The sequence below is a fragment of the Serratia sp. TSA_7 genome, from assembly GCF_052692135.1.
This window is the reverse complement of sequence record NZ_JBQZFU010000002.1, coordinates 1-26,824: the sequence shown is the minus strand read 5'-3', so window position 1 is coordinate 26,824 and position 26,824 is coordinate 1. Positions and strand designations below refer to the sequence as shown.

The window sequence follows — 26,824 nt, the reverse complement described above, 5'->3', positions numbered from 1 at the left end:
GGGGAGTGAAGGGATTATGGTTAGCGTGCTCTGGAACTTAGTCGCATTTCTTGTTGCGCTCGGTGTATTAATCACCGTGCATGAGTTCGGGCACTTTTGGGTCGCTCGTCGCTGCGGCGTCCGTGTAGAACGCTTCTCCATCGGTTTTGGCCGCGCGTTATGGCGCCGCACAGACCGCCAGGGTACCGAGTACGTGATTGCCCTGATCCCGCTGGGCGGTTACGTGAAGATGCTGGATGAGCGGGTTGATTCGGTTGCGCCGGAACTCCGTCATCAGGCGTTCAACAATAAAACCGTATGGCAGCGCGCAGCTATTATCAGCGCCGGCCCCATCGCCAACTTCCTGTTTGCTATCCTTGCTTATTGGCTGGTGTTCATTATCGGTGTGCCCAGCTTCCGTCCTGTGATTGGTGAAATATCTCCACAATCGATTGCCGCACAGGCCGAAATTTCACCCGGAATGGAACTAAAGTCCGTTGATGGCATCGAAACGCCTGATTGGGAGTCAGTTCGTCTGGCTCTGGTGGCGAAGATTGGCGACGCGGAAACCGAAGTCGGTATCGCTCCGTTTGGTTCTTCGCAGGTAGTGACCAAAACTCTGGATTTACGCCAGTGGAATTTTGAGCCGGACAAGCAAGATCCCGTGGTCGCGTTGGGTATTATTCCGCGCGGCCCACAGATAGAATCGGTGCTTGCCGAAGTGCAGCCGGATTCGGCGGCGCAAAAGGCGGGTTTGCAAGCGGGGGACAGGATCGTTAAAGTCGATGGTCAACTGTTGGGCCGTTGGCAAACGTTGGTCAAGCGGATCCACGATGGTCCTGGGCAACCGCTGGTTTTAGAGATTGAAAGAAACGGCGCCCCCTTGTCTTTGACGCTGATACCGGATACAAAGCCGGTGGGAAAAGACAAAAACGTGGGGTTTGCGGGAATCATTCCGAAGGTGTTGCCGCTGCCGGACGAGTATAAGACGATTCGTCAGTATGGACCTTTCCCGGCGCTGTATCAGGCCGGGGACAAGACCTGGCAGCTTATGCGGCTTACGGTCAACATGCTGGGTAAATTAATAACCGGTGATGTAAAGCTGAACAACCTGAGTGGCCCGATTTCGATTGCACAGGGAGCAGGGGCGTCAGCTGGGGTTGGGTTTGTGTATTATCTGATGTTTCTCGCGTTGATTAGTGTCAACCTGGGTATCATCAACCTGTTCCCATTACCGGTGTTAGATGGTGGGCATCTCCTCTTCCTGGCGATAGAAAAGCTGAAGGGTGGGCCGGTTTCCGAGCGAGTACAGGACTACAGTTACCGCATTGGTTCGATCGTGTTGGTGCTTTTAATGGGTCTTGCACTTTTCAATGATTTTTCTCGTCTTTAGGGGCGAGAATAGGTTAGGAAGAACGCATAACAACGATGGCGATGAAAAAGTTGCTCATAGCGTCGCTGCTGTTTGGCAGCGCCACCGTATACGGTGCAGACGGGTTCGTAGTGAAAGATATTCATTTCGAAGGCCTGCAGCGAGTCGCCGTCGGTGCGGCGTTACTCAACATGCCGGTTCGCGTAGGCGATACCGTCACTGACGATGATATCAGTAATACCATCCGTGCCTTGTTTGCCACTGGCAACTTCGAGGACGTTCGCGTGCTGCGCGATGGTAATACGCTGATCGTTCAGGTTAAGGAACGTCCTACCATTGCCAGCATCACTTTCTCCGGCAACAAGTCGGTGAAGGATGACATGCTCAAGCAAAACCTGGAGGCCTCTGGCGTTCGGGTTGGCGAGGCGCTCGACCGCACCACGATTTCCAGCATTGAAAAAGGGTTGGAAGACTTCTACTACAGCGTCGGTAAATACAGTGCCTCGGTGAAAGCCGTAGTCACGCCATTGCCGCGTAACCGTGTCGACCTGAAACTGGTGTTCACGGAAGGGGTTTCCGCCAAGATTCAACAAATCAACATTGTCGGCAACCATGCCTTCACTAACGATGAGCTGATTTCACGTTTCCAACTGCGTGATGAAGTGCCGTGGTGGAACGTGGTTGGCGACCGCAAATACCAGAAGCAAAAGCTGGCGGGCGATCTTGAAACCCTGCGCAGTTTCTATCTGGACCGCGGCTACGCACGCTTCAATATTGATTCGACTCAGGTCAGCCTGACGCCGGATAAAAAAGGCATCTATATCACCGTCAACATCACCGAAGGCGAGCAGTACAAGCTCAGCGGCGTGATGGTGAACGGCAATCTGGCCGGGCACTCGGCGGAAGTCGCGCAGTTGACCAAGGTCGAACCGGGTGAACTGTATAACGGCAGTAAAGTGACCAAGATGGAAGACAACGTCAAAACGATGTTGGGCCGTTATGGTTACGCTTACCCGCGAGTGGCCACTCAGCCTGAAATCAACGACGCGGATAAAACCGTCAAGTTGCACGTGAATATCGATGCGGGCAACCGTTTCTACGTGCGCCGTATCAAGTTTGAAGGTAACGACACCAGTAAAGACTCCGTACTGCGCCGTGAAATGCGTCAGATGGAAGGCGCTTGGCTGGGCAACGCTCAGGTTGAGCAGGGTAAAGAACGTCTGAACCGTTTGGGCTATTTTGAAACGGTGGATGTGGAAACCCAGCGCGTGCCGGGTACTGCCGATCAGGTTGACGTCACCTACAAGGTGAAAGAGCGCAACACCGGTACCTTCAACTTCGGCGTCGGTTACGGCACCGAGAGCGGCGTCAGTTTCCAGGCGGGCGTCCAGCAGGACAACTGGCTGGGTACCGGCTACTCCGTCGGCATCAGCGGCACCAAGAACGACTACCAGACCTATACCGAGCTGTCGGTAACCAACCCGTACTTCACTGTTGACGGTGTTAGTTTGGGTGGCCGTATCTTCTACAACGACTTTAAAGCCGATGACGCGGACCTGTCCGACTATACCAACAAGAGTTACGGTATTGACGGTACTCTGGGCTTCCCGATCAACGAAAACAACTCGTTGCGTACCGGCCTGGGTTATGTCCACAACGGCCTGTCGAACATGCAGCCGCAGATCGCCATGTGGCGTTATCTGGACTCGATGGGTCTGAACCCGAACACCAACGATCGTGCCAGCTACTCTGCCGATGACTTCACGCTGAATCTGGGTTGGACCTATAACAACCTTGACCGTGGTTACTTCCCAACGTCGGGTAACCGCACCACGCTGAATGGTAAAGTCACCATTCCGGGGTCGGATAACGAATACTACAAGATGACGCTGGACAGCGTGCAATACGTGCCGATCAACGACGACCGCACCTGGGTGCTGTTGGGTCGTGGTCGTCTGGGTTATGCCGACGGTCTGGGCGGCAAAGAGATGCCGTTCTACGAGAACTTCTATGCCGGCGGCTCAAGCACCGTTCGCGGTTTCGGGTCTAATACCATTGGTCCGAAAGCGGTGTACTACAACTCCAGTTCGTACAGCTGCTCCAACAGTACCAAGATTTGTAATTCGGATGATGCCGTGGGTGGTAACGCCATGGCAGTTGCCAGTATGGAGCTGATCACGCCAACGCCATTTATCAGCGAAAAATACGCCAACTCAGTGCGTACCTCGCTGTTCATGGACGCAGGCACAGTGTGGGATACCAACTGGGATAACAGCAAGACGCAAGGCTTCGACATTCCAGACTACAGTAAAGCGAGCAATATCCGCGTTTCTGCCGGTATTGCCTTGCAATGGATGTCGCCGCTGGGCCCGTTGGTGTTCTCTTATGCCAACCCGCTCAAGAAATACGAAGGCGACAAGTCCGAACAGTTCCAGTTTAATATTGGCAAGACCTGGTAACAGGTCCAGCTTCTGGGTATAGCAGTTATTAAGAATCGCAAATGCCAGATGCCCGTAAGAACACAGAGAGATGATTCTCATTGTTTCACGGGGTAAGTCTGGCAGATTGTGTACTTCAAGTGTCATATGACACAAATGGGTGATGGTAAGGAGTTTATAGTGAAAAAGTGGTTGTGTGCCGCAGGCCTCGGTTTAGCAATGGCTGCTTCAGCTGGCGTTCAGGCAGCAGATAATATCGCTGTAGTTAACGTCTCCAGCATTTTCCAACAGTTGCCTGCGCGTGAAACCGTGGCTAAACAGCTGGAAAACGAGTTCAAAGGCCGTGCGGGCGAACTTCAGAACATGGAGCGTAGCCTTCAGACCAAAATGCAACGTTTGCAGCGTGATGGCGCTACCATGAAAGCCAGCGATCGCAGCAAATTGGAAAAAGACGTGATGGCTCAGCGCGAGCAGTTCTCTCAGAAAGCGCAGGCTTTTGAGCAGGATAACCGTCGCCGCCAGATGGAAGAGCGTAACAAAATCCTGAGCCGTATTCAGGACGCTGTGAAATCTGTTGCCAGCAAAGAAGGCTACGACGTAGTTATCGATGCTAACGCCGTTGCTTACGCAGGTTCTTCTAAAGACATTACTGCTGACGTGCTGAAACAGGTTAAATAAGACATGCTTTCAATTCGACTGGCTGATTTAGCGCAGCAGTTGGATGCACAATTGCACGGTGATGGCGATCTCGTCATCACCGGCATTGCTTCTATGCATTCGGCACAGGCTGGCCAAATCACGTTTTTGTCAAACAGCCGTTATCAAGAGCAGCTGGCCTCCTGCCTGGCAAGCGCAGTGGTGCTTACCGAGGCGGATTTACCACACTGCCGTTCTGCGGCGTTGGTGGTTAAAAACCCTTACCTGACTTACGCGCGCATGGCGCAACTGATGGACACCACGCCGGCTCCCGCTGAGGATATCGCCCCAAGCGCGGTTATCTCACCTGAAGCCACTCTGGGGCAGCATGTTGCCATTGGGGCGAATGCGGTGATCGAGTCAGGCGCAGTACTCGGCGATAACGTGGTTATCGGCCCGGGTTGCTTTATCGGCAAACGCGCACGCATTGGCGCAGGTACGCGCCTGTGGGCGAACGTAACGATTTATCATGAAGTCGAGATCGGCCAACATTGCCTGATTCAATCAGGAACTGTGATTGGCGCTGATGGTTTCGGCTATGCCAACGAACGCGGCAACTGGATTAAAATTCCCCAGTTGGGCACGGTGATTATCGGCGATCGCGTCGAGATCGGCGCTTGCACCACCATTGACCGCGGCGCGTTGGATAACACCCAAATCGGGAATGGTGTTATCATCGACAACCAATGCCAGATTGCACATAACGTTGTGATTGGCGACAATACTGCCGTTGCCGGCGGTGTGATTATGGCGGGCAGCCTGAAAATCGGCCGCTATTGCCAGATTGGCGGAGCCAGTGTGATCAACGGTCACATGGAGATCGCCGACAAGGTTGTTGTCACTGGAATGGGAATGGTTATGCGACCAATCACCGAACCTGGGGTATACTCTTCGGGCATTCCGTTACAACCCAACAAAGTTTGGCGTAAAACCGCTGCGTTGGTGATGAATATCGATGAGATTAGCAAGCGCTTAAAAGCTGTCGAACGAAAAGTCGGAAAAGACTAATCACTGCCGCCCGCCTCGCTGGGTACAAAACGAAACGCGTTGGTCATAAGACCAAAAGCGCAAAGAGTTGTTAATTTGCGGCCTGCATGATGATCTCCTTTTGGGGTCAGCGCAGGCCGTGTTGTTGATGCCATCAGTTTTTAGAGACAGGAAGAGTATTTTGACTACTGACACTCATACTCTGGATATTGCAGAAATTTTGGAGTTGCTTCCTCACCGTTACCCGTTCTTGCTGGTCGATCGCGTCCTTGAGTTTGAGGAGCACAAATTCCTGCGTGCGGTGAAGAACGTATCTGTAAATGAGCCGTTTTTCCAGGGGCACTTCCCTGGTAAGCCGATTTTTCCAGGCGTATTGATTCTGGAAGCAATGGCGCAGGCTACCGGTATTCTGGCGTTTAAAAGCGTCGGCAAACTGGAGCCGGGCGAATTGTATTACTTTGCCGGTATCGACGAAGCCCGTTTCAAACGACCGGTAGTGCCAGGCGATCAGATGATCATGGAAGTCACCTTTGAGAAAACTCGTCGTGGTCTGACGCGCTTCAAAGGCGTAGCGACCGTTGACGGCAAAATTGTTTGCGAAGCAACCATGATGTGTGCGCGCAGCCGGGAGTCTTAATCCGTGATTGACAAAACCGCCTTTATCCATCCAAGCGCGATTATCGAAGAAGGCGCCGTTATCGGCGCTGGCGCGCACATCGGTCCCTTCTGTTACGTCGGCTCCCAGGTGGAAATCGGCGCTGGCACGGTACTGAAATCCCACGTTGTGGTGAATGGTGTGACCAAAATCGGCCGTGACAATCAGATCTATCAATTTGCCTCTATCGGCGAAGCGAATCAGGATCTGAAATACGCGGGTGAACCGACACGTGTCGAGATTGGCGATCGCAACCGCATCCGCGAAAGCGTCACCGTTCATCGCGGCACGGTGCAAGGTACCAGCCTGACCAAGATCGGCGACGACAACCTGTTTATGGTGAATGCGCACATTGCCCACGACTGTATCGTCGGCAATCGCTGCATCTTCGCCAACAACGCGACGCTGGGCGGCCACGTTGAGGTTGATGATTATGCGATCATTGGCGGCATGACGGCGGTGCACCAGTTCTGTGTGATTGGTGCTCACGTTATGGTTGGCGGCTGCTCTGGCGTTGCCCAGGATGTGCCACCTTTTGTCATCGCGCAGGGTAACCACGCCACGCCATTCGGTATCAATATCGAAGGGTTGAAGCGTCGTGGTTTTGATAAAGAGGCGCTGCATGCTATCCGTAACGCCTACAAACTGCTTTATCGCAGCGGTAAAACGCTGGACGAAGCCAAACCTGAAATCGAAGCTCTGGCCAAAGAGCAGCCGGTAGTGCAGCAGTTCCTCGATTTCTTTGGCCGTTCAACCCGCGGTATTATTCGCTGACCTATGCAAAATCGTCCATTGACTATCGGATTGGTCGCCGGAGAAACTTCCGGTGATATTCTTGGCGCCGGTTTAATCCGGGCGCTCAAGGCGCAGATCCCCGACGCGCGTTTTGTTGGCGTCGCCGGCCCGCTGATGCAGGCTGAAGGCTGTGAAACCTGGTACGAAATGGAAGAGCTGGCGGTAATGGGCGTGGTGGAAGTGCTTGAGCGCTTGCCACGCCTGTTGAAGATCCGAAAGGATCTTACCCGCCGGTTCAGTGAATTGAAGCCGGACGTGTTTGTCGGCATCGATGCGCCTGACTTCAATATCACGCTGGAAGGCCGTCTCAAGCAGCGCGGTATCCGCACTATCCACTATGTCAGTCCGTCGGTCTGGGCCTGGCGTCAGAAGCGCGTTTTCAAAATTGGCAAAGCCACCGATCTGGTGTTGGCATTTCTCCCTTTCGAAAAAGCGTTTTACGATCGTTTCAACGTTCCCTGTCGGTTTATCGGCCACACCATGGCCGACGCCATGCCGCTGCAGCCGGACAAACTGGCCGCACGCGCTACGCTGGGCATAGCCCCTGATGCACGCTGCCTTGCCTTGTTGCCTGGCAGCCGTGGTGCGGAGGTCGAGATGCTGAGCGCTGACTTCCTGAAGACCGCCCAACTGCTTCGCACCCGTTATCCTGGGCTGGAAGTGGTAGTGCCGCTGGTTAACGCCAAACGGCGTGAACAGTTCGAACGCATCAAGGCTGAAGTGTCGCCGGAGCTGACCGTTCACCTGCTGAATGGCCAGGGCCGTGAGGCAATGATCGCCAGCGATGCGGCATTGCTGGCCTCGGGTACCGCAGCGCTGGAGTGTATGCTGGCCAAATGCCCGATGGTGGTGGGTTACCGCATGAAGCCGTTTACCTTCTGGTTGGCGCAGCGGTTGGTGAAGACGCCGTATGTCTCACTGCCTAACCTGCTGGCCGGGCGTGAAATCGTCACCGAACTGTTGCAGCACGACTGTGTGCCGGACAAACTGGCGGCGGCCCTGATGCCGTTGCTGGAAGACAGCCCGCAGACCGAAGATCTGAAACAGACGTTCCTTACCTTGCACCAAAGCATCCGTTGCGGTGCTGATGAACAGGCCGCTCAGGCTGTGTTGGAGCTGGCAAAAGCATGATTGAACCCTTTATCTATCCCGCCGCCACTTTGATTGCCGGTGTGGACGAGGTAGGCCGTGGCCCCTTGGTGGGCGCAGTAGTGACCGCAGCAGTGATCCTCGACCCCGCTCGGCCGATTATTGGCCTGGCAGACTCGAAAAAACTCAGTGAAAAACGCCGTCTGGCACTGTATGACGAAATCGTGGAAAAGGCCTTGTCCTGGAGCCTGGGGCGTGCCGAGCCGGACGAGATCGATCGGTTGAACATCTTGCACGCCACCATGTTGGCCATGCAGCGTGCGGTTGCCGGATTGCATATCGCGCCGGACATGGTATTAATCGACGGTAACCGTTGCCCGAAATTGCCAATGCGCTCGCAGGCGGTGGTGAAGGGTGATAGCCGCGTGGCTGAAATCAGCGCCGCCTCCATTCTGGCGAAGGTGACGCGCGATCGTGAAATGACCGAATTGGATCGCGAGTTCCCGGATTACGGTTTTGCGCAGCATAAAGGCTATCCGACCGCCTTCCACCTGGAGCGCCTGGCCGTGCTGGGTGCGACCGAACATCATCGCCGCAGCTTTGCCCCGGTAAGAAGGGCGCTGGAGCTGTAATCTGCCGGCCTGGGTATCCGGGCTGTGCGCACGATAGCGTTAACCCGGGTTCAGCGTGCTGAGCCCCCTAGTTTCAGGTATCTGGATATGGCCGAACCTCGTTTTATTCACCTGCGCGTTCATAGTGACTACTCCATGATTGATGGATTAGCCAAGATCGGGCCGTTGGTGAAAAGAGCCGCCGCGTTAGCCATGCCTGCTTTGGCAATTACCGATTTCACCAACCTGTGCGGGTTGGTGAAGTTCTATGGCAGTGCGCATGGCGCCGGGATCAAACCGATCATCGGCGCGGATTTTCATGTGCAAAGCGAAGTGCTGGGCGATGAGCTGGCGCAGCTCACCGTACTGGCCGCCAATAATGACGGTTATCAAAACCTGACGCTGCTGATTTCCCGCGCTTACCAGCGTGGTTACGGCGCCGCAGGCCCGATTATTGACCGCGACTGGCTGATAGAACACCGCGAGGGGTTAATCCTGCTTTCTGGTGCCCGTCAGGGGGACGTCGGCAAATTTTTGCTGCGCGGTAACCAGCAACAGGTAGATCAGTGCCTGGACTTCTATCAGCAATATTTCCCGGACAGCTATTACCTTGAACTGATCCGCACAGGCCGGCCGGACGAAGAAAACTACCTGCATGCAGCCGTAGCGCTGGCGACCGAACGTGGGTTGCCGGTGGTGGCCACCAACGACGTGCGTTTTCTGGTAGAGGATGACTTTGACGCCCATGAGATCCGCGTCGCCATCCATGACGGTTTCACGCTTGACGATCCCAAACGCCCGCGCAACTACAGCACGCAGCAATATATGCGCAACGCAGACGAGATGTGCGAGCTGTTTGCCGACATCCCCGAAGCGCTGCTCAACAGCGTCGAAATCGCCAAGCGCTGCAATGTCACCATCCGTCTCGGCGAATACTTCCTGCCACAGTTCCCGACCGGTGATATGACCACCGAGGATTTCCTGGTACTCAAATCGAAGGAAGGGCTGGAAGAGCGCCTGGAATTCCTGTTCCCGGATCCGGAAGTGCGCGCACAGCGCCGCCCTGAATACGACGAACGTCTGGATATTGAGCTGAAAGTGATCAACCAGATGGGCTTCCCGGGCTACTTCCTGATCGTAATGGAATTCATCCAGTGGTCGAAAGATAACGATGTGCCGGTAGGGCCGGGACGCGGTTCCGGTGCCGGTTCACTGGTGGCCTATGCGCTGAAAATCACCGATCTTGATCCGCTGGAATTTGATTTGCTGTTCGAACGTTTCCTTAACCCGGAACGTGTTTCGATGCCCGACTTCGACGTCGACTTTTGCATGGAAAAACGCGATCTGGTGATTGAGCACGTGGCGGAGATGTATGGCCGTGAGGCGGTATCTCAGATCATTACCTTCGGCACCATGGCGGCCAAAGCGGTTATTCGCGACGTGGGTCGCGTGCTGGGTCACCCCTATGGTTTCGTCGATCGTATCTCCAAGCTGGTGCCGCCCGATCCGGGCATGACGCTGGAAAAGGCATTTGCCGCCGAACCGCAACTGCCGGAAATTTACGAGGCTGACGAAGAAGTCAAAGCGCTGATCGACATGGCGCGCAAGCTGGAAGGGGTGACGCGTAACGCCGGTAAGCACGCCGGCGGCGTGGTTATTGCGCCTACCAAGATCACCGACTTCGCGCCGCTGTACTGCGATGCCGAAGGGAATCACCCGGTCACCCAGTTTGACAAGAATGATGTGGAATACGCCGGGCTGGTGAAGTTCGACTTCCTTGGCTTGCGCACCCTGACCATCATCGACTGGGCGCTGGGGATGATCAATGCCCGGCGAGCGAAAAGCGGGCTGGAACCCATTGATATCGCGGCTATTCCGCTCGAAGACAAAAAAAGCTTCGATATGCTGCAGCGCTCGGAAACCACTGCGGTATTCCAGCTCGAATCACGCGGCATGAAGGATCTGATCAAGCGCCTGAAACCTGACTGTTTCGAAGATATGATCGCACTGGTGGCGCTGTTCCGTCCGGGCCCGTTGCAGTCAGGCATGGTGGATAACTTCATCGACCGCAAACACGGCCGCGAAGAGATTTCTTACCCGGATATCCAGTGGCAGCATGAGTCGCTTAAGCCGGTGCTGGAACCGACCTATGGCATCATCCTGTACCAGGAACAGGTCATGCAGATTGCCCAGGTGCTGGCCGGCTATACGCTGGGCGGCGCGGACATGCTGCGTCGTGCGATGGGTAAAAAGAACCCGGTTGAGATGGCCAAGCAGCGCGGCGGTTTCGAAGATGGGGCAAAATCGCGCGGCATCGACGGTGAACTGTCGGTAAAAATCTTCGATCTGGTAGAGAAATTCGCCGGTTACGGCTTTAACAAATCGCACTCCGCCGCCTATGCGCTGGTGTCCTACCAGACGCTGTGGTTAAAGGCCCACTACCCGGCCGAGTTTATGGCGGCGGTAATGACCGCCGATATGGACAACACCGACAAGGTCGTGGGGTTGGTGGATGAATGCTGGCGCATGGGCCTGAAAATCCTGCCGCCGGACATTAACAGCGGCCAGTACCATTTCCACGTCAATGATGAAGGCGAGATCGTTTACGGTATCGGCGCGATCAAAGGCGTCGGAGAAGGGCCGATTGAAGCCATTCTCGAAGCGCGAAACAGCGGGGAGCAGGGCTACTTTAAAGACCTGTTCGATCTCTGCGCGCGCTCCGATGTCAAAAAACTCAACCGCCGAATTCTGGAAAAACTGATCATGTCCGGGGCATTCGACCGCCTTGGACCGCATCGCGCCGCGCTGATGAGTTCACTGGGCGACGCGTTGAAAGCAGCCGATCAGCATGCGAAAGCCGAAGCTATCGGCCAGGTGGACATGTTTGGCGTCCTGGCGGAAGCGCCGGAACAAGTGGAGCAATCCTACGCCAATGTGCCCCGCTGGCAGGAGCAGGTGGTGCTGGATGGCGAACGGGAGACGTTGGGGCTATACCTGACCGGCCACCCGATCACCCAGTACCTGAAGGAGATCGAACGTTACGCCGGTGGCCAGCGTTTGAAAGATATGCACCCGACGGATCGGGGCAAAATGACGACCGCCGTTGGGCTGGTGATCGCCTCGCGGGTTATGGTCACCAAGCGCGGTAATCGCATCGGGATTTGTACGCTGGATGACCGTTCGGGCCGTCTGGAAGTGATGTTATTCACCGATGCGTTAGAAAAATACCAGCATTTGTTGGAAAAAGACCGTATCCTGATCGCCAGTGGACAGGTCAGCTTTGATGACTTTAGCGGCGGGCTTAAAATGACGGCCCGCGAACTAATGGACATCAGTGAAGCCCGTGAAAAATACGCTCGTGGGCTTGCTATCTCGCTGACGGACAGGCAAATTGATGACCAGCTTTTGAACCGTCTCCGTCAGTCGTTGGAACCCCATCGCTCGGGGACGATTCCAGTGCATCTTTACTATCAACGGGAAGATGCGCGGGCCAAGCTGCGTTTTGGCGCAACCTGGCGCGTGACGCCCACCGACCGCTTGTTGATAGATTTGCGGACTTTGGTAGGTAATGAGCAGGTGGAACTGGAATTTGACTAATATAGGAATGCTATGAGTCTGAATTTTCTTGATTTTGAACAGCCGATTGCAGAGCTGGAAGCGAAAATTGACTCGCTGACTGCAGTCAGTCGTCAAGACGAAAAATTAGATATTAATCTGGACGAAGAGGTTCAGCGCCTTCGTGAAAAGAGCGTTGAGCTGACGCGCAAGATTTTTTCCGATCTTGGGGCCTGGCAAGTTGCCCAATTGGCACGCCACCCGCGCCGTCCTTATACCCTGGATTATATCAAACACATCTTTACCGACTTCGAAGAGTTGGCTGGCGACCGCGCTTACGCCGATGACAAAGCGATCGTTGGTGGTATTGCGCGCCTGGATGGCCGCCCGGTGATGATCATTGGTCATCAGAAAGGCCGCGAAACCAAAGAAAAAATCCGCCGTAACTTCGGTATGCCGGCACCAGAAGGCTATCGCAAGGCACTGCGCCTGATGGAAATGGCTTCTCGCTTCAAGATGCCGCTGATCACTTTCATCGACACGCCAGGGGCTTACCCGGGCGTGGGCGCAGAAGAACGCGGCCAGTCTGAGGCCATTGCCCGCAACCTGCGTGAAATGTCTCGCCTGAATATCCCGGTGATCTGCACCGTGATCGGAGAAGGCGGTTCTGGCGGCGCGTTGGCGATCGGCGTTGGCGATAAAGTGAATATGCTGCAGTACAGCACCTATTCGGTGATCTCGCCGGAAGGTTGCGCTTCAATCCTGTGGAAGAGCGCCGACAAAGCGCCGTTGGCCGCAGAGGCGATGGGCATTACCGCGCCACGCCTGAAAGAGCTGAAGCTGATCGATTCGGTGATCCCGGAGCCGTTGGGTTCTGCTCACCGTGACGTCCCGGCGATGGCCGCTTCGTTGAAAGCGCAATTGCTGGCTGATCTGAAAGATCTCGACGGCCTGAACAACGAAGAGTTGCTCAATCGCCGTTACCAGCGCCTGATGAACTACGGCTATTGCTGAGTGTCGTCCTGCGTTGCAAAAAACCGCCTTCGGGCGGTTTTTTTATATCTGATGAAAAAGGCGCTGTTATGCGCAAACTTTTTGCGGAGCGGTGCGCAGCATCCCGATGACGGGGTACACACTATCGGATTTTCATGTTGTTATAGAAGTTTGGCGGAACTGACAGGAGCAGCCAATGAATATCATCGCAATCATGAGCCCAACGGGCGTCTATTACAAAGATGAGCCTATTCGTGAGCTGCACACCGCATTGGCTACGATGGGTTTCCAGTTGGTTTACCCGAAAAATGGCGGTGATCTGCTGAAGCTGATCGAGGCCAATGCGCGTATTTGCGGAGTGATTTTCGATTGGGACGACTACAGCCTGGAGCTGTGCAGCGAAATTAACGAGCTGAATGAATATCTGCCGCTATATGCGTTTATCAACCAGTATTCCACCTTCGACGTCAGTTTGCATGAAATGCGCATGGTGCTGTATTTCTTTGAGTATGGCTTGAATGCGGCAGATGATATTGCGCAGCGTATCCAGCAATACACCGCAGAATATATCGACACCATTACGCCGCCCTTAACCAAGGCACTATTCAACTATGTGCGCGAGGGCAAATACACTTTTTGCACCCCAGGGCACATGGCCGGCACTGCCTTCCAGAAAAGCCCGGTTGGCTGCCTGTTTTACGATTTTTTCGGTGCCAACACCTTAAAAGCCGACGTCTCCATATCGGTGACCGAGCTGGGTTCGTTGCTGGACCATACCGGCCCGCATCTGGAGGCCGAAGAGTATATTGCGCGTACCTTTAACGCCGAGCAGAGCTATCTGGTGACCAATGGCACCTCCACCGCCAACAAGATTGTCGGCATGTATTCGGCCCCGGCAGGCAGCACGGTGTTGATTGACCGCAACTGCCATAAATCGCTGTGCCATCTGCTGATGATGAGCGATATCGTCCCGATCTACCTGCGCCCGCTGCGTAATGCCTACGGCATTCTTGGCGGTATTCCGCAGCATGAGTTTACCCATGAGAGCATTGCCGGCCGGGTCGCCGCCACTGCGAATGCCAGTTGGCCGGTACATGCGGTGATCACCAACTCGACTTATGACGGCCTGCTGTATAACACCGATTACATCAAGCAGACGCTGGATGTGCCATCAATCCATTTTGACTCCGCCTGGGTACCCTATACCAACTTCCATCCAATCTACGAAGGCAAGAGTGGTATGAGCGGTGAACGCACGCCCGGCAAGGTGATCTATGAAACGCAGTCTACGCACAAGCTGCTGGCGGCATTCTCGCAGGCCTCAATGATTCACATTAAAGGCGATTACGACGAAAGCACCTTTAACGAAGCCTATATGATGCATACCACCACTTCGCCGAACTACGGCATTGTGGCGTCGATGGAGACTGCCGCCGCAATGCTGCGCGGCAACCCTGGGCGGCGGTTGATTAACCGCTCGGTAGAGCGTGCGCTGCATTTCCGTCGTGAGGTGCAGCGGTTGCGGGAGGAGAGCGATAGCTGGTTCTTCGATATCTGGCAGCCTGAAGAGATCGACGAGGCGCAATGCTGGCCGTTGAACCCGGACGATAATTGGCATGGGTTTGGCAATACCGACAGCGATCACATGTACCTCGATCCGATCAAGGTGACGATCCTGACGCCGGGAATGAACGAGCTGGGTACGCTGGAGGAGAGCGGGATCCCGGCGGCGCTGGTGGCGAAATACCTGGACGAGCGCGGCATCGTGGTGGAAAAAACCGGGCCTTATAATCTGCTGTTCCTGTTCAGCATCGGCATTGATAAAACCAAGGCGATGAGCTTACTGCGTGGCCTGACCGATTTTAAACGCGCTTACGATCTTAATCTACGGGTGAAGAACATGCTGCCGGATCTGTATGCGGAGGATCCTGATTTCTATCGCAATATGCGCATTCAGGATCTGGCGGCCGGGATCCACCGATTGATCTGCCGGCACGATCTGCCGCGGCTGATGCTGCGGGCGTTCGATGTGTTGCCGGAAATGAAGCTGACGCCGCACCAAATGTTCCAGCAGCAGGTACGTGGCAATGTGGAAACCTGCGAACTGGATCAACTGGTGGGCAAGGTGGCGGCCAATATGATCCTGCCTTATCCACCAGGCGTGCCGTTAGTGATGCCGGGTGAGATGATCACTGAAGAGAGCCGTGCGGTGCTCGATTTCTTGCTGATGCTGTGCTCCATCGGCGAGCGTTATCCCGGCTTTGAAACCGATATCCACGGTGCGAAATTGACCGAGGACGGACGTTATCTGGTGAAGGTACTGAAAACGCCGCCGGCCGATATCAACGTTTGAGCTGCTAACCTTAAATGACAGCCCCGTTTGTTCTGTGGGGCTTCTTTTTACCGTTGACGTTGCAACCCTCGCCGGATACCGTGCCTCATCAAGCAGACAATGAGGCATTACCATGTTGGCATTACGTCAGGTGCATCACATCGCAGTGATTGGTTCAGACTATGCGGCCAGTAAGCATTTCTACTGCGACATCCTCGGTTTTACCCTATTGGGCGAGTTTTATCGTGAAGAACGAGATTCATGGAAGGCGGATCTGGCGCTCAATGGACAATACAGTATCGAACTGTTCTCCTTTCCGTCACCACCGGCTCGCGTCAGCCGTCCAGAAGCATGTGGCCTGCGCCACCTGGCGTTCAGTGTCGACGACATCGAACAGGCTATCGCGCATCTGGAAGCTGCCGGGATCCTGTGCGAACCGGTACGCGTCGATCCTTATACCCAGTCCCGTTTTACTTTTTTCAGCGATCCTGATGGATTGCCACTGGAACTGTATGAACAATGAAGGCTTGCCTGAGGCATCGGGCTGGTTAACGTGCAGCCCTATGGGCGTTATGGCGGTTTCTTGCTGCTTATCAGGCGATGAACGATAAACCAATGAATACCGATCAACTTTCCGTACAGGTCAGCCGACAATTGGGTACGAAGCGGCATTTGCTGGTGGCGTTCAGCGGTGGCCTGGATTCCAGCGTATTGTTGCACCTGCTGGTGGGGCTGCGGCGGCACTGGCCGGATCTGCAGTTGCGTGCGGTGCATGTGCACCACGGCCTGAGCGCTTTTGCCGACGAATGGGTAGCTCACTGCCAGCGGCAATGCGCCGCCTGGCAGTTGCCGCTGGTGGTCCAACATGTGCAGGTGGATGGCAGACAGGGCGGGATTGAAGCTGCGGCCCGTGCGGCGCGTTACTCGGCCTTTGCCGCTACGCTGGCGGTCGATGAGGTCTTGCTCACGGCGCAACATCTTGATGACCAATGTGAGACCTTCCTGCTGGCGCTGAAGCGCGGCAGTGGCCCGGCGGGCCTGTCGGCGATGGCCGCTCAGGCATCATTGGGGAATAACCCCTTGCTGCGCCCTTTGCTGGGTATGTCGCGTCTGCAGTTGGAGGACTATGCACAGCAGCACCAGCTCACCTGGATAGAGGACGACAGCAATCAGGATCCGCGTTTCGATCGTAATTTCCTGCGCCTGCAGGTGCTACCGCTGCTGAACCAACGCTGGCCGTATTTTGCCGCCGCGACGGCGCGCAGCGCCAGCCTGTGCGCGGAACAGGAGCAACTGCTGGATGAGCTGCTGGCAGAACAGCTGCAAGCGCTGCTTGATGAAGATAATGCACTGGCGATCGACGGCCTGTTGGGTTGTTCGTCTGCGCGCCGTTTTGCCTTGTTGCGTCGTTGGATCGCGTTGTTTGGCGTTACCATGCCTTCACGCGAACAATTGCAGCGGCTGTGGGACGAGGTGGCGCTCTGCCGGGATGACGCCGAGCCGAAGTTGCAGCCGGGTCCGTATCAGATTCGCCGTTTCCGCCGGCGATTATATCTGCTGCCGATAATGGCGGATCTGCGCGAAGTCAGCCTGAATTGGTCATTGGCAGAGCCGCTCGAGCTGCCGGATGGATTGGGTAAGCTGAGTAGCGGGGAAGGCGATATTTGTCTGCGGGCACCGCAGCCGCAACAGAAGGTGAGCGTTCGTTTTGCCGCTCAGGGAAAAATCCGCATCCTTGGCCGAGCTCATTCCCGGCCAGTTAAAAAACTGTGGCAGGAGTTGGGCGTGCCGCCGTGGCAGCGCGAACGTACTCCGCTGATCTATTATGATGACCAGCTTATCGCTGCGCTGGGTGTATTTGTCAGCGAAGCCGGTCAGCCGCCTGAGGGGGAGTTATCCTGGCGACTGCGTTGGCATAAAAAATAATAATAGTATGAGGAGCAATGATGAAATTTGTGAGCGCAATGGCCGTGGTGTTCGGTCTTTTCAGTCTGTCGGCCATCGCGGCGGGTGATGTGGCCGCAGGGAAGGGTAAATCCGCCAGCTGTGTCGCGTGCCATGGCGCAGAGGGGAAAGTGTCGGTGCCGATGTATCCGAATCTGGCCGGGCAAAACGCCATGTATCTGGAGCACGCGCTGCAGGCGTATAAAAAAGGGGAGCGCAACGGCGGCCAGGCTGAAGTGATGAAGGCCTACGTCTCGGCATTGTCTGATGATGATATTGCCGATCTGGCAGCGTACTATGCCAGTCTTAAACCATAGCCAGTCTTAAACCCTAGCCAGCCTGAAGCCATAAATGACGAGGGCAGCCGTTGGGCTGCCCTGTTGGGATGGCGTTACCGAAAAATCAATCAGACAGGCTGACGACTACGGTACCGATTTCCGGATGACTGAAACTGAGGATGTGATCCAGACGCAAGCTGAGAGCGTTGCCGGCCTGATCGATAATCAGGTATTCAACACCCTTGGTAAATTTCAGCTCGGTGGCTTTGCCTTCGAGTTTTTCTCCGTCGCGTAACTCCAGCTTCAGAATGTAGTTATGCTGACAGGCGAGTTCCAGGCTTTCATAGTCATCGCAATTGATGGATTGGTACTCATCATTCATCAACATAGTCGCTCACCAATAAGTTAGCGGCGGCAAAGGCCGCCTGTTCCCTAACGGAGGACGGTAGCGCGTTATCCGCAGCAACTTCGTCCAATGCCTTTAACACACATGCTAGCGCATCAGGCACGTAGCCGAGATCCCCACTGCCGATCTCAGCGTAAAAACGGCGTACTAACTCACAGTATTGTTGCACAGTTTCCTCCCTTAAGAACCTCTGCGTCATCGAAGTCCCGCATAGCGATGAGGCCCAGGCTCTCGGAGCTTTACTTAATCCTAGTCGACTATAGCACAGCTGTTGGGGAGTTATTAGCACCTCAGCGCGGCTTTCGCACTGCGCTTTGCCCAGCCGCGCTGGCTGCGGATGGGCCAAATCTAGTACACTGTCGCCTGATAATAATGAGGTCACCCATGGCGCTGAAAGCAACTATTTATAAAGCCACGGTCAATATCGCTGATATGGATCGTCACTTCTACCACGACGCCACGCTCACCCTGGCCCAACATCCTTCCGAAACCGAACAGCGCATGATGCTGCGCCTGCTGGCCTGGATCTGCCACGCCGATGAGCGTCTGGTGTTTACCAAGGGCCTGAGTGCCGAAGATGAGCCGGAAATCTGGCGGCGCAATGACCACAACGGGTTGGAAATGTGGATCGAAATGGGCCTGCCCGATGAGAAGCGCATCAGGAAAGCCTGCAACCAGTCACCGCGAGTGGTGCTTTACGCCTACGGTGAACGCGCCGGACATGTATGGTGGCAGGGTATCCAAAGCAAAGTGGCAAACCACAAAAACCTAAGCATCCGTTTTCTGGATGATGAACAATTAGGCAAGTTGGCGGCGATGGCCAGCCGCAATATGACGCTGCAAGCCACGCTGCAAGAAGGAACTATCTGGCTTTCTGACGCTCAGAATAGTCTGGAAATCCAGTTTGCCGAGTGGCAACAGGCGCAGGTGTGACCGGTGCTGGAACTGTCAAGAAACGTAGCCATACCGGATAACGAGCTGGAACTGACGGCGATCCGCGCGCAGGGCGCGGGTGGCCAGCACGTGAATAAAACCTCAACGGCTATCCATTTGCGCTTTGACATCCGGGCATCCAGCCTGCCAGAGTATTATAAGGAAAGGCTGCTGGCCCTGAATAATCATTTAATTACCGCCGACGGCGTGGTGATTATTAAAGCGCAGGAATATCGCAGCCAGGAATTAAACCGCGAGGCGGCGCTGGCCAGGCTGGTGGCGTTGATTCAGCAGGCGATGGTGGTGGAAAAAGCGCGCAGAGCGACCAAGCCCACGAAAGGGGCAAAATTACGCCGGCTGGAAGGCAAGGTACGTAAAGGCGCGACAAAAGCGCTGCGTGGCAAAATCCGCACTTAAGGATACATGAACACAGTAGGAGAATAGCTGTGAAGAAAATAACAATAGCCCTGTTTTTAGCGGCAGGGGCACTCTCATTATTGGGATGTAATAATCAGTATCAGCCGAAAGAACAACCTCTTCAGGCGATGCAGCAGAGCTATCAGGGCGTACTGCCTTGCGCTGATTGCAGTGGTCTGGATACTGCGCTCTTCCTGGATGAAGACGGCACTTTCATTTTGCAGGAAACCTATCGCGAAACCAAAGACGGGGACCGGAGCTTTGCCGATTATGGCAAATGGGCGCGAACCGCCGATAAGCTGGTACTGACCGACAGCCATGGCGAAAAACGCTATTTCCGCCCGGTAGGCAAGAGTCTGGAAATGTTGGACCAAAGCGGCGCAGTGATCGAATCCACGCTGAACTACCGCCTGGATCCGGTGGAGAAAGCGTTGCCTAAAACGCCGATGACGCTCAAAGGCAGCTATACCTACATGGCGGATGCGGCAGTATTCAAAGATTGCGCCACCGGCAAGACTTTCCCGGTAGACAATACTATCGCGTTGGAACAAGGGTATGCCAAGGCGTACAAAACTCCAGGTGAGCCGGTGTTCCTGACCTTGAATGGCCATTTCAGCGTACAGCCTTCAATGGAGGAAGGACAGACCGAGAAGGCATTGGTTTCGGACGGCAAGATAGTGTTCGACAAGAACAAGAACTGCGACAGCAAATAATCGCTATAAAAAAACCCGCCGAGGCGGGTTTTTTACTTTCTGACACAGCCGTTTAGCGCTTGATCTGTCCCAGCAGGAAATCAACGATTTCGCCGGTTTTGATCATTTGCTTCTCGCCGACGCGGCGGTTTTTGTATTCAATCTCTTCGCTATCGAGGTTACGGTCGCCGATGACGATTGAGTGTGGCACGCCAATCAGTTCCATATCCGCGAACATTACGCCTGGGCGCTCTTTACGGTCGTCGAGAATAACGTCGATGCCGTGCGAACGCAGGGTGTTGTACAGTTCTTCAGCCAGCGCCTGCACGCGGAAGGATTTGTGCATGTTCATTGGCAGAATAGCTACCTGGAACGGGGCGATGGCGTCCGGCCAGATGATCCCGCGATCGTCATGGTTCTGTTCGATGGCGGCAGCCACTACGCGGGTGACCCCGATGCCGTAGCAACCCATGGTCAGAACCTGGTTACGGCCATCTTCACCCTGAACGGTGGCTTTCATCGCTTCAGAGTATTTGGTGCCGAGCTGGAAGATATGGCCCACTTCGATACCGCGTTTGATCAACAGCGTGCCTTTACCGTCCGGGCTGGCGTCGCCTTCCACAACGTTACGAATATCGGCAACCTGCGGCAGAGGCAGATCGCGCTCCCAGTTAATGCCGAAGTAGTGTTTGCCGTCGATATTAGCGCCGGCGCCAAAATCGCTCATCGCCGCTACGCTGCGATCGGCCACGACCGGAACCTGCAGATTGACCGGGCCGAGGGAGCCAGGGCCGGCACCGACGATGGCGCGGATTTCTTCTTCGGTGGCAAAGGTCAACGGAGCGGCTACCTGTGGCAGCTTCTCGGCCTTGATTTCGTTCAACTCGTGATCGCCGCGTACCAGCAGGGCAACCAGCTTGTGGCCGCTTTCTTTTTCGGCGTGCACCAGCAGCGTCTTGACTGTCTTCTCAACCGGCAGTTGGAATTGCTCTACCAGTTCGGCGATGGTCTTGGCATTTGGCGTATCCACAATGCGCAGTTCTTCGCTGGCTGCCGCGCGCGGCTGAGCCGGCGCCACTGCTTCTGCCAGTTCGATATTGGCGGCAAAGTCAGAACCGGTAGAGAATACGATATCGTCTTCACCGCTGTCGGCCAGCACCTGGAACTCGTGTGATGCGCTACCGCCAATCGAGCCGGTATCGGCATGCACTGGGCGGAAATCCAGGCCCATGCGGCTGAAGATTTTGCTGTAGGCTTCGTACATTGCATCGTAGGTCGCCTGCAGGGATTCCTGCGAAGTATGGAATGAGTAGGCATCTTTCATCAGGAATTCGCGAGAACGCATCACGCCGAAACGGGGGCGCACTTCATCGCGGAACTTGGTCTGAATCTGGAAGAAGTTCAGCGGCAGCTGTTTGTAAGAGCTGATCTCGTTACGGATCAGATCCGTAATCACTTCTTCGTGCGTTGGGCCCAGCACAAACGGACGTTCGCCGCGATCGACAAAGCGCAGCAGCTCAGGACCATACTGTTCCCAACGACCGCTTTCCTGCCATAAATCGGCGGGTTGAACCACCGGCATGCAAACTTCGATCGCGTTGGCATTGTTCATTTCTTCGCGGACGATGTTCTCAACCTTTTTCAGAACGCGCAGGCCGGTTGGCAGCCAGGTGTAAAGACCTGAGGCCAGCTTGCGAATCATCCCGGCGCGCAGCATCAGCTGGTGGCTGATCACTTCGGCGTCGGCAGGTGTCTCCTTCAGGGTGGAGAGCAAATATTGGCTAGTACGCATGGTGTTTTGGTTCCGTTAGAACTGCAAATTGCATCGGGCAGCCACAGTGGCGGCCAAAAGTGACAAAAGTGGTTTAGTTTACCAGTGCGAGCGGGTTGTCAAAAGAGAGACGGTGGAATTTTAACGCAGGTCGAGTGACAACACCTCGGTTTGCTGATCCACCACCCGCCAGCGCACGTTGAAATCCAGCAGCCAAACCGCATAATCCCGTTCCGCTTCTTCTCCCTTTCGGTAGGCCGGACGTGGATCCTGGGCCAGCACCTGGCTGATAAAACGCCGCAGTTGCGGATAGCGTTGTTGGTGCTGCTGTAGCTGTTGTTCAGCCGCGGGGGCAAAACGCACTGGCATATCGCCGGCGGGCGCCGTCTGAGCAAACCCGGCGCGGGCCTGCGGTTGGCTTTCGGCAAACGGCAGGTAGGGTTTGATATCCACCACCGGCGTGCCATCAACCAGATCCAGGCTACCCAGCTCCAGCACCACTTCGCCCCCTTGAACACGTACGCCTTTTAATTCGATTAACGACATGCCGAGCGGGTTAGGGCGGAAGGTGGAGCGTGTGGCAAAGACGCCCATCCGGGCATTGCCGCCCAGGCGCGGTGGCCGCACGGTGGGGCGCCAGCCGCCTTCCAGGGTTTGATGGAAAATAAACATCACCCACAGGTGGCTGAAATCGCTGAGACCGCGTACTGCTTCCGCCTGATTGTAGGGCGGTAGCAGCACTAACTCACCGCCACCGTCTTCGACCAACCCCGGCTGGCGAGGTACGGCGAACTTTTCTTTATACGGTGAACGGATGGTTCCGATCTGATTGAAGACAAACTCGGTCATTTGGACGAAACGCTAAGCGCTGAACCCTGGCAAATAGCCTGTTGGTAGCAACCGGCAACGCCGCCGACAATCTGACAGTCGTGCAGCAGCACGGCGTTTGCTTTCATATAAGAAGCGCGGATCTGCATGCGTTTACGGGCCGTCGCCAGATTTGGCGGCGAATCCTGTACGGTGGTCTGGCATGATTCGCCAGAGACTTCACCCAGATCGCGGAAAGGTTTACCCACTAATTCTTCTGCACTTTTATACAGTTTTACCGGCGCTGGACGTGCCGCGGGCGTCGTCTTTGTCGGTGTGGTTACAGTTGGTTTGCTGGTGTTGTTTGTTGAGGAGGGCGCGATACGCTGCGACGAACACCCTGCCAGCGCGAGCGCTAACAAACAGAGAGATAAAACACGCATTGAGATTCCTCTGTCTTTTATAGAAGTGGCGCTATTGAAGCAATCTACGGCGGAAATAACAAGACGGGCCGGAGCCCGTCTTGCAATTATAGGAATAAAATCGGTAATGAATGATTACCAGCCTTTTACTGCGCCGCCGTTAAAGATCTTGTTGGCCGCTTCGTTAACTTCGTCAGACTGGTATGCCTGCACGAACTTCTTCACGTTTTCCGCGTCTTTGTTGTCTTCACGGGCAACCAGCAGGTTAACGTACGGTGAGTCTTTATCTTCAACAAACAGACCGTCTTTTGCAGGAGTCAGGCCGATCTGGCTGGCGTAGGTCGTGTTGATCACCGCCAGTGCGATTTGCTGATCGTCCAGTGAGCGTGGCAACTGTGGCGCTTCCAGCTCTACCAGTTTCAGGTTTTTCGGGTTCTCGGTCACGTCCAGCACGGTCGGCAGCAGGCCAACGCCGTCTTTCAGTTTGATCAGGTTAACCTTCTGCAGCAGCAGCAAAGAACGGCCCAGGTTGGTCGGGTCATTAGGCAGGGCAACCTGGGAACCGTCTTTCAGCTCATCCAGTGATTTGATTTTCTTGGAGTAACCGGCAATCGGGTAAACGAAGGAATTACCTACCGATACCAGTTTATAGCCGCGATCCTTGATTTGCTGATCCAGGTACGGTTTGTGCTGGAAGGCGTTCAGATCGATATCGCCTTTGCTCAGCGCTTCGTTTGGCAGCACGTAGTCATTGAACGTCACCAGTTCAACGTCCAGACCGTATTTCTCTTTCGCCACTTTCTGCGCTATTTCTGCAACCTGCTGCTCAGCACCGACGATAACGCCCACTTTAATATGGTTTGGATCTTTTTCTTCCTGACCGCAGCCTGCCAGAGCCAGAGTACCGATCAGTGCGCCGATTGCCGCGATGGATTTAAATTTTAACGACATATCCCTTCCTCATTAGACTCGCATTAAAAATACGCTGTGTGAGCGCAGTTGCTGTAAAAACTATTTGTGAGTGACGGCTTTCACGATGCGATCGCCACCGAACTGGATCAGATAGACCAGCACCACCAGTAATACTAATACGGTATTCATTACTGTGGCGTTATAACCGATATAGCCATACTGATAACCGATCTGGCCCAGGCCGCCGGCGCCAACTGCGCCGCCCATGGCAGAATAACCAACCAAGGTAATCAGGGTAATGGTGGCTGCGTTCACCAGGCCCGGCAGGGCTTCCGGCAACAGGACCTTTTTAATGATTTGCATCGGGGTGGCGCCCATCGCACGGGCTGCTTCCACCAGGCCGGAGGGGATCTCCAGCAGGGCGTTTTCCACCATGCGGGCGATAAACGGCGCTGCGCCCACGGTCAAGGGGACGATGGCCGCCTGCAGGCCGATCGAGGTGCCGACGATCAGGCGGGTAAACGGAATCATCCACACCAGCAGGATGATGAACGGGATGGAACGGAACACGTTCACCAGCCCGGACAAGGTTTTATACAACGTATTGTTGGCGACGATTTGCCCCGGGCGGGTCACATACAGCAGCACGCCAACCGGCAGGCCGAGCACGAAACCGAAGAAGCCGGAGACAAAGGTCATCGCGACGGTTTCCCACACGCCACGTGCCATTAACCACATCATTGCCTCAGACATAACCCAGAACCTCTACTTTTACCTGATTTTCCTGCAGGAATTTAATCGTTGCCAGCGCGTCTTCGTCGCTGCCGTGCAGCTCTGCCAGCATCACGCCGAATTTCACACCGCCGGCATAATCCATCTGGGCGCTGATGATGTTGTTATTGACGTTGAAGCGGCGAGCGGCTTCTGACAGCAAGGGGGCATCAACGGACTGGCCGGTGAATTCCAGGCGCAGCAGCGGTTGACGGCCGCCACTGCGTTCCGGCGCCAAACGCTTGGCATAATCGTCCGGGATATCCAGATGCAACGTGGATTGGATAAACTGTTGGGCCAGCGGCGTTTTCGGGTGCGAGAACACTTCGCTGACGCTGTCTTTTTCAATCAACTGCCCCTGACTGATGACTGCTACCTGATCGCAGATGCGTTTCACCACGTCCATTTCATGGGTGATCAACAGGATGGTCAGGCCGAGGCGGCGGTTAATGTCTTTCAGCAGTTCCAGAATCGAACGGGTAGTTGCCGGATCCAGCGCGCTGGTGGCTTCGTCACACAGCAGCACTTTGGGTTGGCTTGCCAATGCGCGGGCAATCGCCACACGCTGCTTTTGGCCACCGGACAAATTGGCAGGGTAGGCGTCATGTTTGTCTGACAGCCCAACCAGCTCCAATAATTCGGTCACCCGTTTTTTTATTTCAGCGCGCGGGGTGTTGTCCAGTTCCAGCGGCAGCGAAACGTTGCCAAATACCGTGCGGGAGGACAGCAGATTAAAGTGTTGGAAAATCATGCCAATCTGACGGCGAGCGCGTGTCAATTCGCTTTCAGACAGCGAGGTCAGATCCTGCCCATCAACCAATACCTGGCCGGAGGTTGGGCGCTCAAGCATGTTGGCGCAGCGGATCAGCGTACTTTTACCGGCACCGGAAGCACCGATAACGCCATAGATTTGCCCGGCAGGGACGTGAAGAGTCACGTCAGAGAGCGCATTAATAGAGCGCGAACCCTGCTGGAACACTTTGGTGATGTTAGAAAGTTTAATCATATTCTTCTTATTTTAGCGTGGTTGCCCGTGGCTAGATAAAAGTAAACCTTGGCGTGGACCAAGGTATGGGTCAGATGTTAAGGCGTCTAGACGTCCAAGTCAACGACCAACGCCGTTCTCTGCCGTTCTCAGCACTGGGTAAAACATGCGATACTGTACTCGTTTTCAGGCCCTCAGGAGTAAACCGGTGACACAAAGCGTTCCAGCAATTTTCCTAGATCGTGACGGCACGATTAATGTCGATCATGGCTACGTCCATGAAATCGATAATTTCCACTTTATTGATGGCGTGATTGACGCCTGTCGCGAACTTAAAAAGATGGGCTTTGCTCTGGTATTGGTCACCAACCAATCCGGCATTGCGCGCGGCAAGTTCGACGAAAAACAGTTTATGTACCTGACCGAGTGGATGGACTGGTCGCTGGCCGATCGCGATGTTGACCTGGATGGCATCTATTTCTGTCCGCATCACCCAGAGGCAGTAATAGAAGAGTACCGCCAGACGTGCGACTGCCGTAAACCGCAGCCGGGCATGTTGCTGCAGGCACAGCAAGAACTGAACATCGACATGGCCTCTTCTTATATGGTGGGTGACAAACCGGAAGATATGCAGGCTGCCATCGCGGCAGGTGTTGGTACTAAAGTGCTGGTGCGTACCGGCAAGCCGATCACCGAACAAGGCGAGAAACTGGCGGATTGGGTGTTAAACAGCCTGGCGGAGCTGCCGGAAGCCATCAAAAAGCGGGTTTAGCAGGCGTTATGCATGAATAGTGAGCGGTCAGAAAAAAAGTGAATATTAATCCTTGTCATTCTGAGCCGGCTCCCTATAATGCGCCTCCATCGACACGGAACATGTGAACAACTTCACAGAGTCTCCGGGGTTCGAAGAGAAAAAATCCTGAAAATTAGGGTTGACTCTGAAAGAGGAAAGCGTAATATACGCCACCTCGAGATAGCAGGCTG

General features: G+C 54.9%; 26 protein-coding genes. 18 read left to right on the top strand and 8 right to left on the bottom strand.

Translation table 11 applies throughout. The features are described from left to right. The first annotated feature begins 16 nt into the window (after positions 1-16). From rseP to ACUTQW_RS08995, 14 genes are all read left to right on the top strand, one after another. A complete protein-coding gene (gene rseP / locus ACUTQW_RS09060) occupies positions 17-1,372 on the top strand; it encodes a sigma E protease regulator RseP (RefSeq protein ID WP_006327528.1) in 1,356 nt (451 codons plus the stop codon). Between the two features lie 35 nt (positions 1,373-1,407). Continuing rightward, positions 1,408-3,810, top strand: coding sequence for an outer membrane protein assembly factor BamA (bamA, locus tag ACUTQW_RS09055; RefSeq protein WP_006327527.1), 2,403 nt, complete (start codon positions 1,408-1,410; stop codon positions 3,808-3,810). 159 nt (positions 3,811-3,969) lie between these two features. Next, positions 3,970-4,467, top strand: coding sequence for a molecular chaperone Skp (gene skp / locus ACUTQW_RS09050; protein WP_004952213.1), 498 nt, complete (start codon positions 3,970-3,972; stop codon positions 4,465-4,467). 3 nt (positions 4,468-4,470) lie between these two features. Further along, positions 4,471-5,493 (top strand): UDP-3-O-(3-hydroxymyristoyl)glucosamine N-acyltransferase, encoded by a 1,023-nt coding sequence (lpxD, locus tag ACUTQW_RS09045; protein ID WP_004952212.1) that lies wholly within the window; start codon positions 4,471-4,473, stop codon positions 5,491-5,493. 160 nt (positions 5,494-5,653) lie between these two features. Beyond that, positions 5,654-6,109 (top strand): 3-hydroxyacyl-ACP dehydratase FabZ, encoded by a 456-nt coding sequence (gene fabZ, locus ACUTQW_RS09040; RefSeq protein ID WP_006327526.1) that lies wholly within the window; start codon positions 5,654-5,656, stop codon positions 6,107-6,109. Positions 6,110-6,112: 3 nt separating this feature from the next. After that, positions 6,113-6,901, top strand: coding sequence for an acyl-ACP--UDP-N-acetylglucosamine O-acyltransferase (gene lpxA / locus ACUTQW_RS09035; RefSeq protein WP_004952210.1), 789 nt, complete (start codon positions 6,113-6,115; stop codon positions 6,899-6,901). 3 nt (positions 6,902-6,904) lie between these two features. Next, positions 6,905-8,053, top strand: a complete 1,149-nt coding sequence (gene lpxB / locus ACUTQW_RS09030) for a lipid-A-disaccharide synthase (RefSeq protein ID WP_006327525.1) — start codon at positions 6,905-6,907, stop codon at positions 8,051-8,053. Then, entirely contained in the window at positions 8,050-8,643 is a 594-nt protein-coding gene (gene rnhB / locus ACUTQW_RS09025; RefSeq protein WP_006327524.1) for a ribonuclease HII, read from the top strand. Before lpxB ends, rnhB begins: the two co-directional genes overlap by 4 nt. Before the next feature lie 87 nt (positions 8,644-8,730). Beyond that, positions 8,731-12,219, top strand: coding sequence for a DNA polymerase III subunit alpha (dnaE, locus tag ACUTQW_RS09020; protein WP_006327523.1), 3,489 nt, complete (start codon positions 8,731-8,733; stop codon positions 12,217-12,219). A 12-nt stretch (positions 12,220-12,231) separates the two neighbouring features. After that, positions 12,232-13,191: an acetyl-CoA carboxylase carboxyl transferase subunit alpha gene (gene accA / locus ACUTQW_RS09015; protein WP_004952206.1), complete on the top strand. Its 960-nt coding sequence runs from the start codon at positions 12,232-12,234 to the stop codon at positions 13,189-13,191. 175 nt (positions 13,192-13,366) lie between these two features. Then, on the top strand, positions 13,367-15,523 hold the full coding sequence (locus ACUTQW_RS09010) for a lysine decarboxylase LdcC (RefSeq protein WP_006327522.1): 2,157 nt from the start codon (positions 13,367-13,369) through the stop codon (positions 15,521-15,523). 112 nt (positions 15,524-15,635) lie between these two features. Next, positions 15,636-16,025, top strand: a complete 390-nt coding sequence (locus ACUTQW_RS09005; RefSeq protein ID WP_004952202.1) for a VOC family protein — start codon at positions 15,636-15,638, stop codon at positions 16,023-16,025. 92 nt (positions 16,026-16,117) lie between these two features. Beyond that, positions 16,118-17,428, top strand: coding sequence for a tRNA lysidine(34) synthetase TilS (gene tilS, locus ACUTQW_RS09000; protein WP_037434008.1), 1,311 nt, complete (start codon positions 16,118-16,120; stop codon positions 17,426-17,428). Between the two features lie 17 nt (positions 17,429-17,445). Further along, the gene (locus tag ACUTQW_RS08995; protein ID WP_004952199.1) at positions 17,446-17,763 is read left to right on the top strand and encodes a c-type cytochrome; all 318 of its coding nucleotides are present in this window, start codon (positions 17,446-17,448) and stop codon (positions 17,761-17,763) included. An 85-nt stretch (positions 17,764-17,848) separates the two neighbouring features. Here ACUTQW_RS08995 and rof read toward each other — a convergent pair whose 3' ends face one another. Together rof and ACUTQW_RS08985 are read right to left on the bottom strand one after the other, a co-directional pair. Next, on the bottom strand, positions 17,849-18,106 hold the full coding sequence (gene rof, locus ACUTQW_RS08990; RefSeq protein ID WP_004952197.1) for a Rho-binding antiterminator: 258 nt from the start codon (positions 18,104-18,106) through the stop codon (positions 17,849-17,851). Further along, the gene (locus ACUTQW_RS08985; protein ID WP_006318652.1) at positions 18,099-18,299 is read right to left on the bottom strand and encodes a YaeP family protein; all 201 of its coding nucleotides are present in this window, start codon (positions 18,297-18,299) and stop codon (positions 18,099-18,101) included. Before ACUTQW_RS08985 ends, rof begins: the two co-directional genes overlap by 8 nt. A 215-nt stretch (positions 18,300-18,514) precedes the next feature. On the opposite strand from ACUTQW_RS08985, the gene ACUTQW_RS08980 reads away from it, so the two are divergent. From ACUTQW_RS08980 to nlpE, 3 genes are read left to right on the top strand one after another with little or no spacing between them, the layout of a single operon-like run. Continuing rightward, the gene (locus tag ACUTQW_RS08980; RefSeq protein ID WP_004952190.1) at positions 18,515-19,063 is read left to right on the top strand and encodes a YaeQ family protein; all 549 of its coding nucleotides are present in this window, start codon (positions 18,515-18,517) and stop codon (positions 19,061-19,063) included. A gap of 3 nt (positions 19,064-19,066) precedes the next feature. After that, entirely contained in the window at positions 19,067-19,480 is a 414-nt protein-coding gene (gene arfB, locus ACUTQW_RS08975; RefSeq protein ID WP_004952187.1) for an alternative ribosome rescue aminoacyl-tRNA hydrolase ArfB, read from the top strand. 29 nt (positions 19,481-19,509) lie between these two features. Continuing rightward, positions 19,510-20,193, top strand: a complete 684-nt coding sequence (nlpE, locus tag ACUTQW_RS08970) for an envelope stress response activation lipoprotein NlpE (protein ID WP_004952183.1) — start codon at positions 19,510-19,512, stop codon at positions 20,191-20,193. A 52-nt stretch (positions 20,194-20,245) separates the two neighbouring features. Here nlpE and proS read toward each other — a convergent pair whose 3' ends face one another. The 6 genes from proS to metN form a co-directional block, all read right to left on the bottom strand. Next, complete coding sequence (gene proS / locus ACUTQW_RS08965; RefSeq protein ID WP_004952181.1) at positions 20,246-21,964, bottom strand: proline--tRNA ligase; 1,719 nt, start codon at positions 21,962-21,964, stop codon at positions 20,246-20,248. A 120-nt stretch (positions 21,965-22,084) separates the two neighbouring features. Then, a complete protein-coding gene (gene tsaA / locus ACUTQW_RS08960) occupies positions 22,085-22,792 on the bottom strand; it encodes a tRNA (N6-threonylcarbamoyladenosine(37)-N6)-methyltransferase TrmO (RefSeq protein ID WP_235195948.1) in 708 nt (235 codons plus the stop codon). Beyond that, entirely contained in the window at positions 22,789-23,193 is a 405-nt protein-coding gene (gene rcsF / locus ACUTQW_RS08955) for an Rcs stress response system protein RcsF (RefSeq protein ID WP_020439672.1), read from the bottom strand. Before rcsF ends, tsaA begins: the two co-directional genes overlap by 4 nt. Before the next feature lie 114 nt (positions 23,194-23,307). Further along, positions 23,308-24,123, bottom strand: coding sequence for a MetQ/NlpA family lipoprotein (locus ACUTQW_RS08950; protein ID WP_004952177.1), 816 nt, complete (start codon positions 24,121-24,123; stop codon positions 23,308-23,310). 60 nt (positions 24,124-24,183) lie between these two features. Further along, the gene (locus ACUTQW_RS08945; RefSeq protein WP_006327515.1) at positions 24,184-24,837 is read right to left on the bottom strand and encodes a methionine ABC transporter permease MetI; all 654 of its coding nucleotides are present in this window, start codon (positions 24,835-24,837) and stop codon (positions 24,184-24,186) included. Further along, on the bottom strand, positions 24,830-25,861 hold the full coding sequence (gene metN, locus ACUTQW_RS08940; protein WP_006318635.1) for a methionine ABC transporter ATP-binding protein MetN: 1,032 nt from the start codon (positions 25,859-25,861) through the stop codon (positions 24,830-24,832). The genes ACUTQW_RS08945 and metN overlap by 8 nt, the downstream gene beginning before the upstream one ends. A 187-nt stretch (positions 25,862-26,048) precedes the next feature. Here metN and gmhB point away from each other — a divergent pair, with 187 nt between their 5' ends. Beyond that, positions 26,049-26,612: a D-glycero-beta-D-manno-heptose 1,7-bisphosphate 7-phosphatase gene (gene gmhB, locus ACUTQW_RS08935; RefSeq protein WP_006327514.1), complete on the top strand. Its 564-nt coding sequence runs from the start codon at positions 26,049-26,051 to the stop codon at positions 26,610-26,612. The last annotated feature ends 212 nt before the right edge of the window (positions 26,613-26,824 follow it).

Bases quoted from the DNA above. Each gene is read 5' to 3' on its own strand.
- rseP (WP_006327528.1), top strand. From the start codon at position 17: ATGGTTAGCGTGCTCTGGAACTTAGTCGCATTTCTTGTTGCGCTCGGT.
- bamA (WP_006327527.1), top strand. From the start codon at position 1,408: ATGGCGATGAAAAAGTTGCTCATAGCGTCGCTGCTGTTTGGCAGCGCC.
- lpxD (WP_004952212.1), top strand. From the start codon at position 4,471: ATGCTTTCAATTCGACTGGCTGATTTAGCGCAGCAGTTGGATGCACAA.
- lpxB (WP_006327525.1), top strand. From the start codon at position 6,905: ATGCAAAATCGTCCATTGACTATCGGATTGGTCGCCGGAGAAACTTCC.
- rnhB (WP_006327524.1), top strand. From the start codon at position 8,050: ATGATTGAACCCTTTATCTATCCCGCCGCCACTTTGATTGCCGGTGTG.
- dnaE (WP_006327523.1), top strand. From the start codon at position 8,731: ATGGCCGAACCTCGTTTTATTCACCTGCGCGTTCATAGTGACTACTCC.
- accA (WP_004952206.1), top strand. From the start codon at position 12,232: ATGAGTCTGAATTTTCTTGATTTTGAACAGCCGATTGCAGAGCTGGAA.
- ACUTQW_RS09010 (WP_006327522.1), top strand. From the start codon at position 13,367: ATGAATATCATCGCAATCATGAGCCCAACGGGCGTCTATTACAAAGAT.
- ACUTQW_RS09005 (WP_004952202.1), top strand. From the start codon at position 15,636: ATGTTGGCATTACGTCAGGTGCATCACATCGCAGTGATTGGTTCAGAC.
- tilS (WP_037434008.1), top strand. From the start codon at position 16,118: ATGAATACCGATCAACTTTCCGTACAGGTCAGCCGACAATTGGGTACG.
- ACUTQW_RS08995 (WP_004952199.1), top strand. From the start codon at position 17,446: ATGATGAAATTTGTGAGCGCAATGGCCGTGGTGTTCGGTCTTTTCAGT.
- rof (WP_004952197.1), bottom strand. From the start codon at position 18,106: ATGAATGATGAGTACCAATCCATCAATTGCGATGACTATGAAAGCCTG.
- ACUTQW_RS08980 (WP_004952190.1), top strand. From the start codon at position 18,515: ATGGCGCTGAAAGCAACTATTTATAAAGCCACGGTCAATATCGCTGAT.
- proS (WP_004952181.1), bottom strand. From the start codon at position 21,964: ATGCGTACTAGCCAATATTTGCTCTCCACCCTGAAGGAGACACCTGCC.
- tsaA (WP_235195948.1), bottom strand. From the start codon at position 22,792: ATGACCGAGTTTGTCTTCAATCAGATCGGAACCATCCGTTCACCGTAT.
- rcsF (WP_020439672.1), bottom strand. From the start codon at position 23,193: ATGCGTGTTTTATCTCTCTGTTTGTTAGCGCTCGCGCTGGCAGGGTGT.
- ACUTQW_RS08950 (WP_004952177.1), bottom strand. From the start codon at position 24,123: ATGTCGTTAAAATTTAAATCCATCGCGGCAATCGGCGCACTGATCGGT.
- ACUTQW_RS08945 (WP_006327515.1), bottom strand. From the start codon at position 24,837: ATGTCTGAGGCAATGATGTGGTTAATGGCACGTGGCGTGTGGGAAACC.
- metN (WP_006318635.1), bottom strand. From the start codon at position 25,861: ATGATTAAACTTTCTAACATCACCAAAGTGTTCCAGCAGGGTTCGCGC.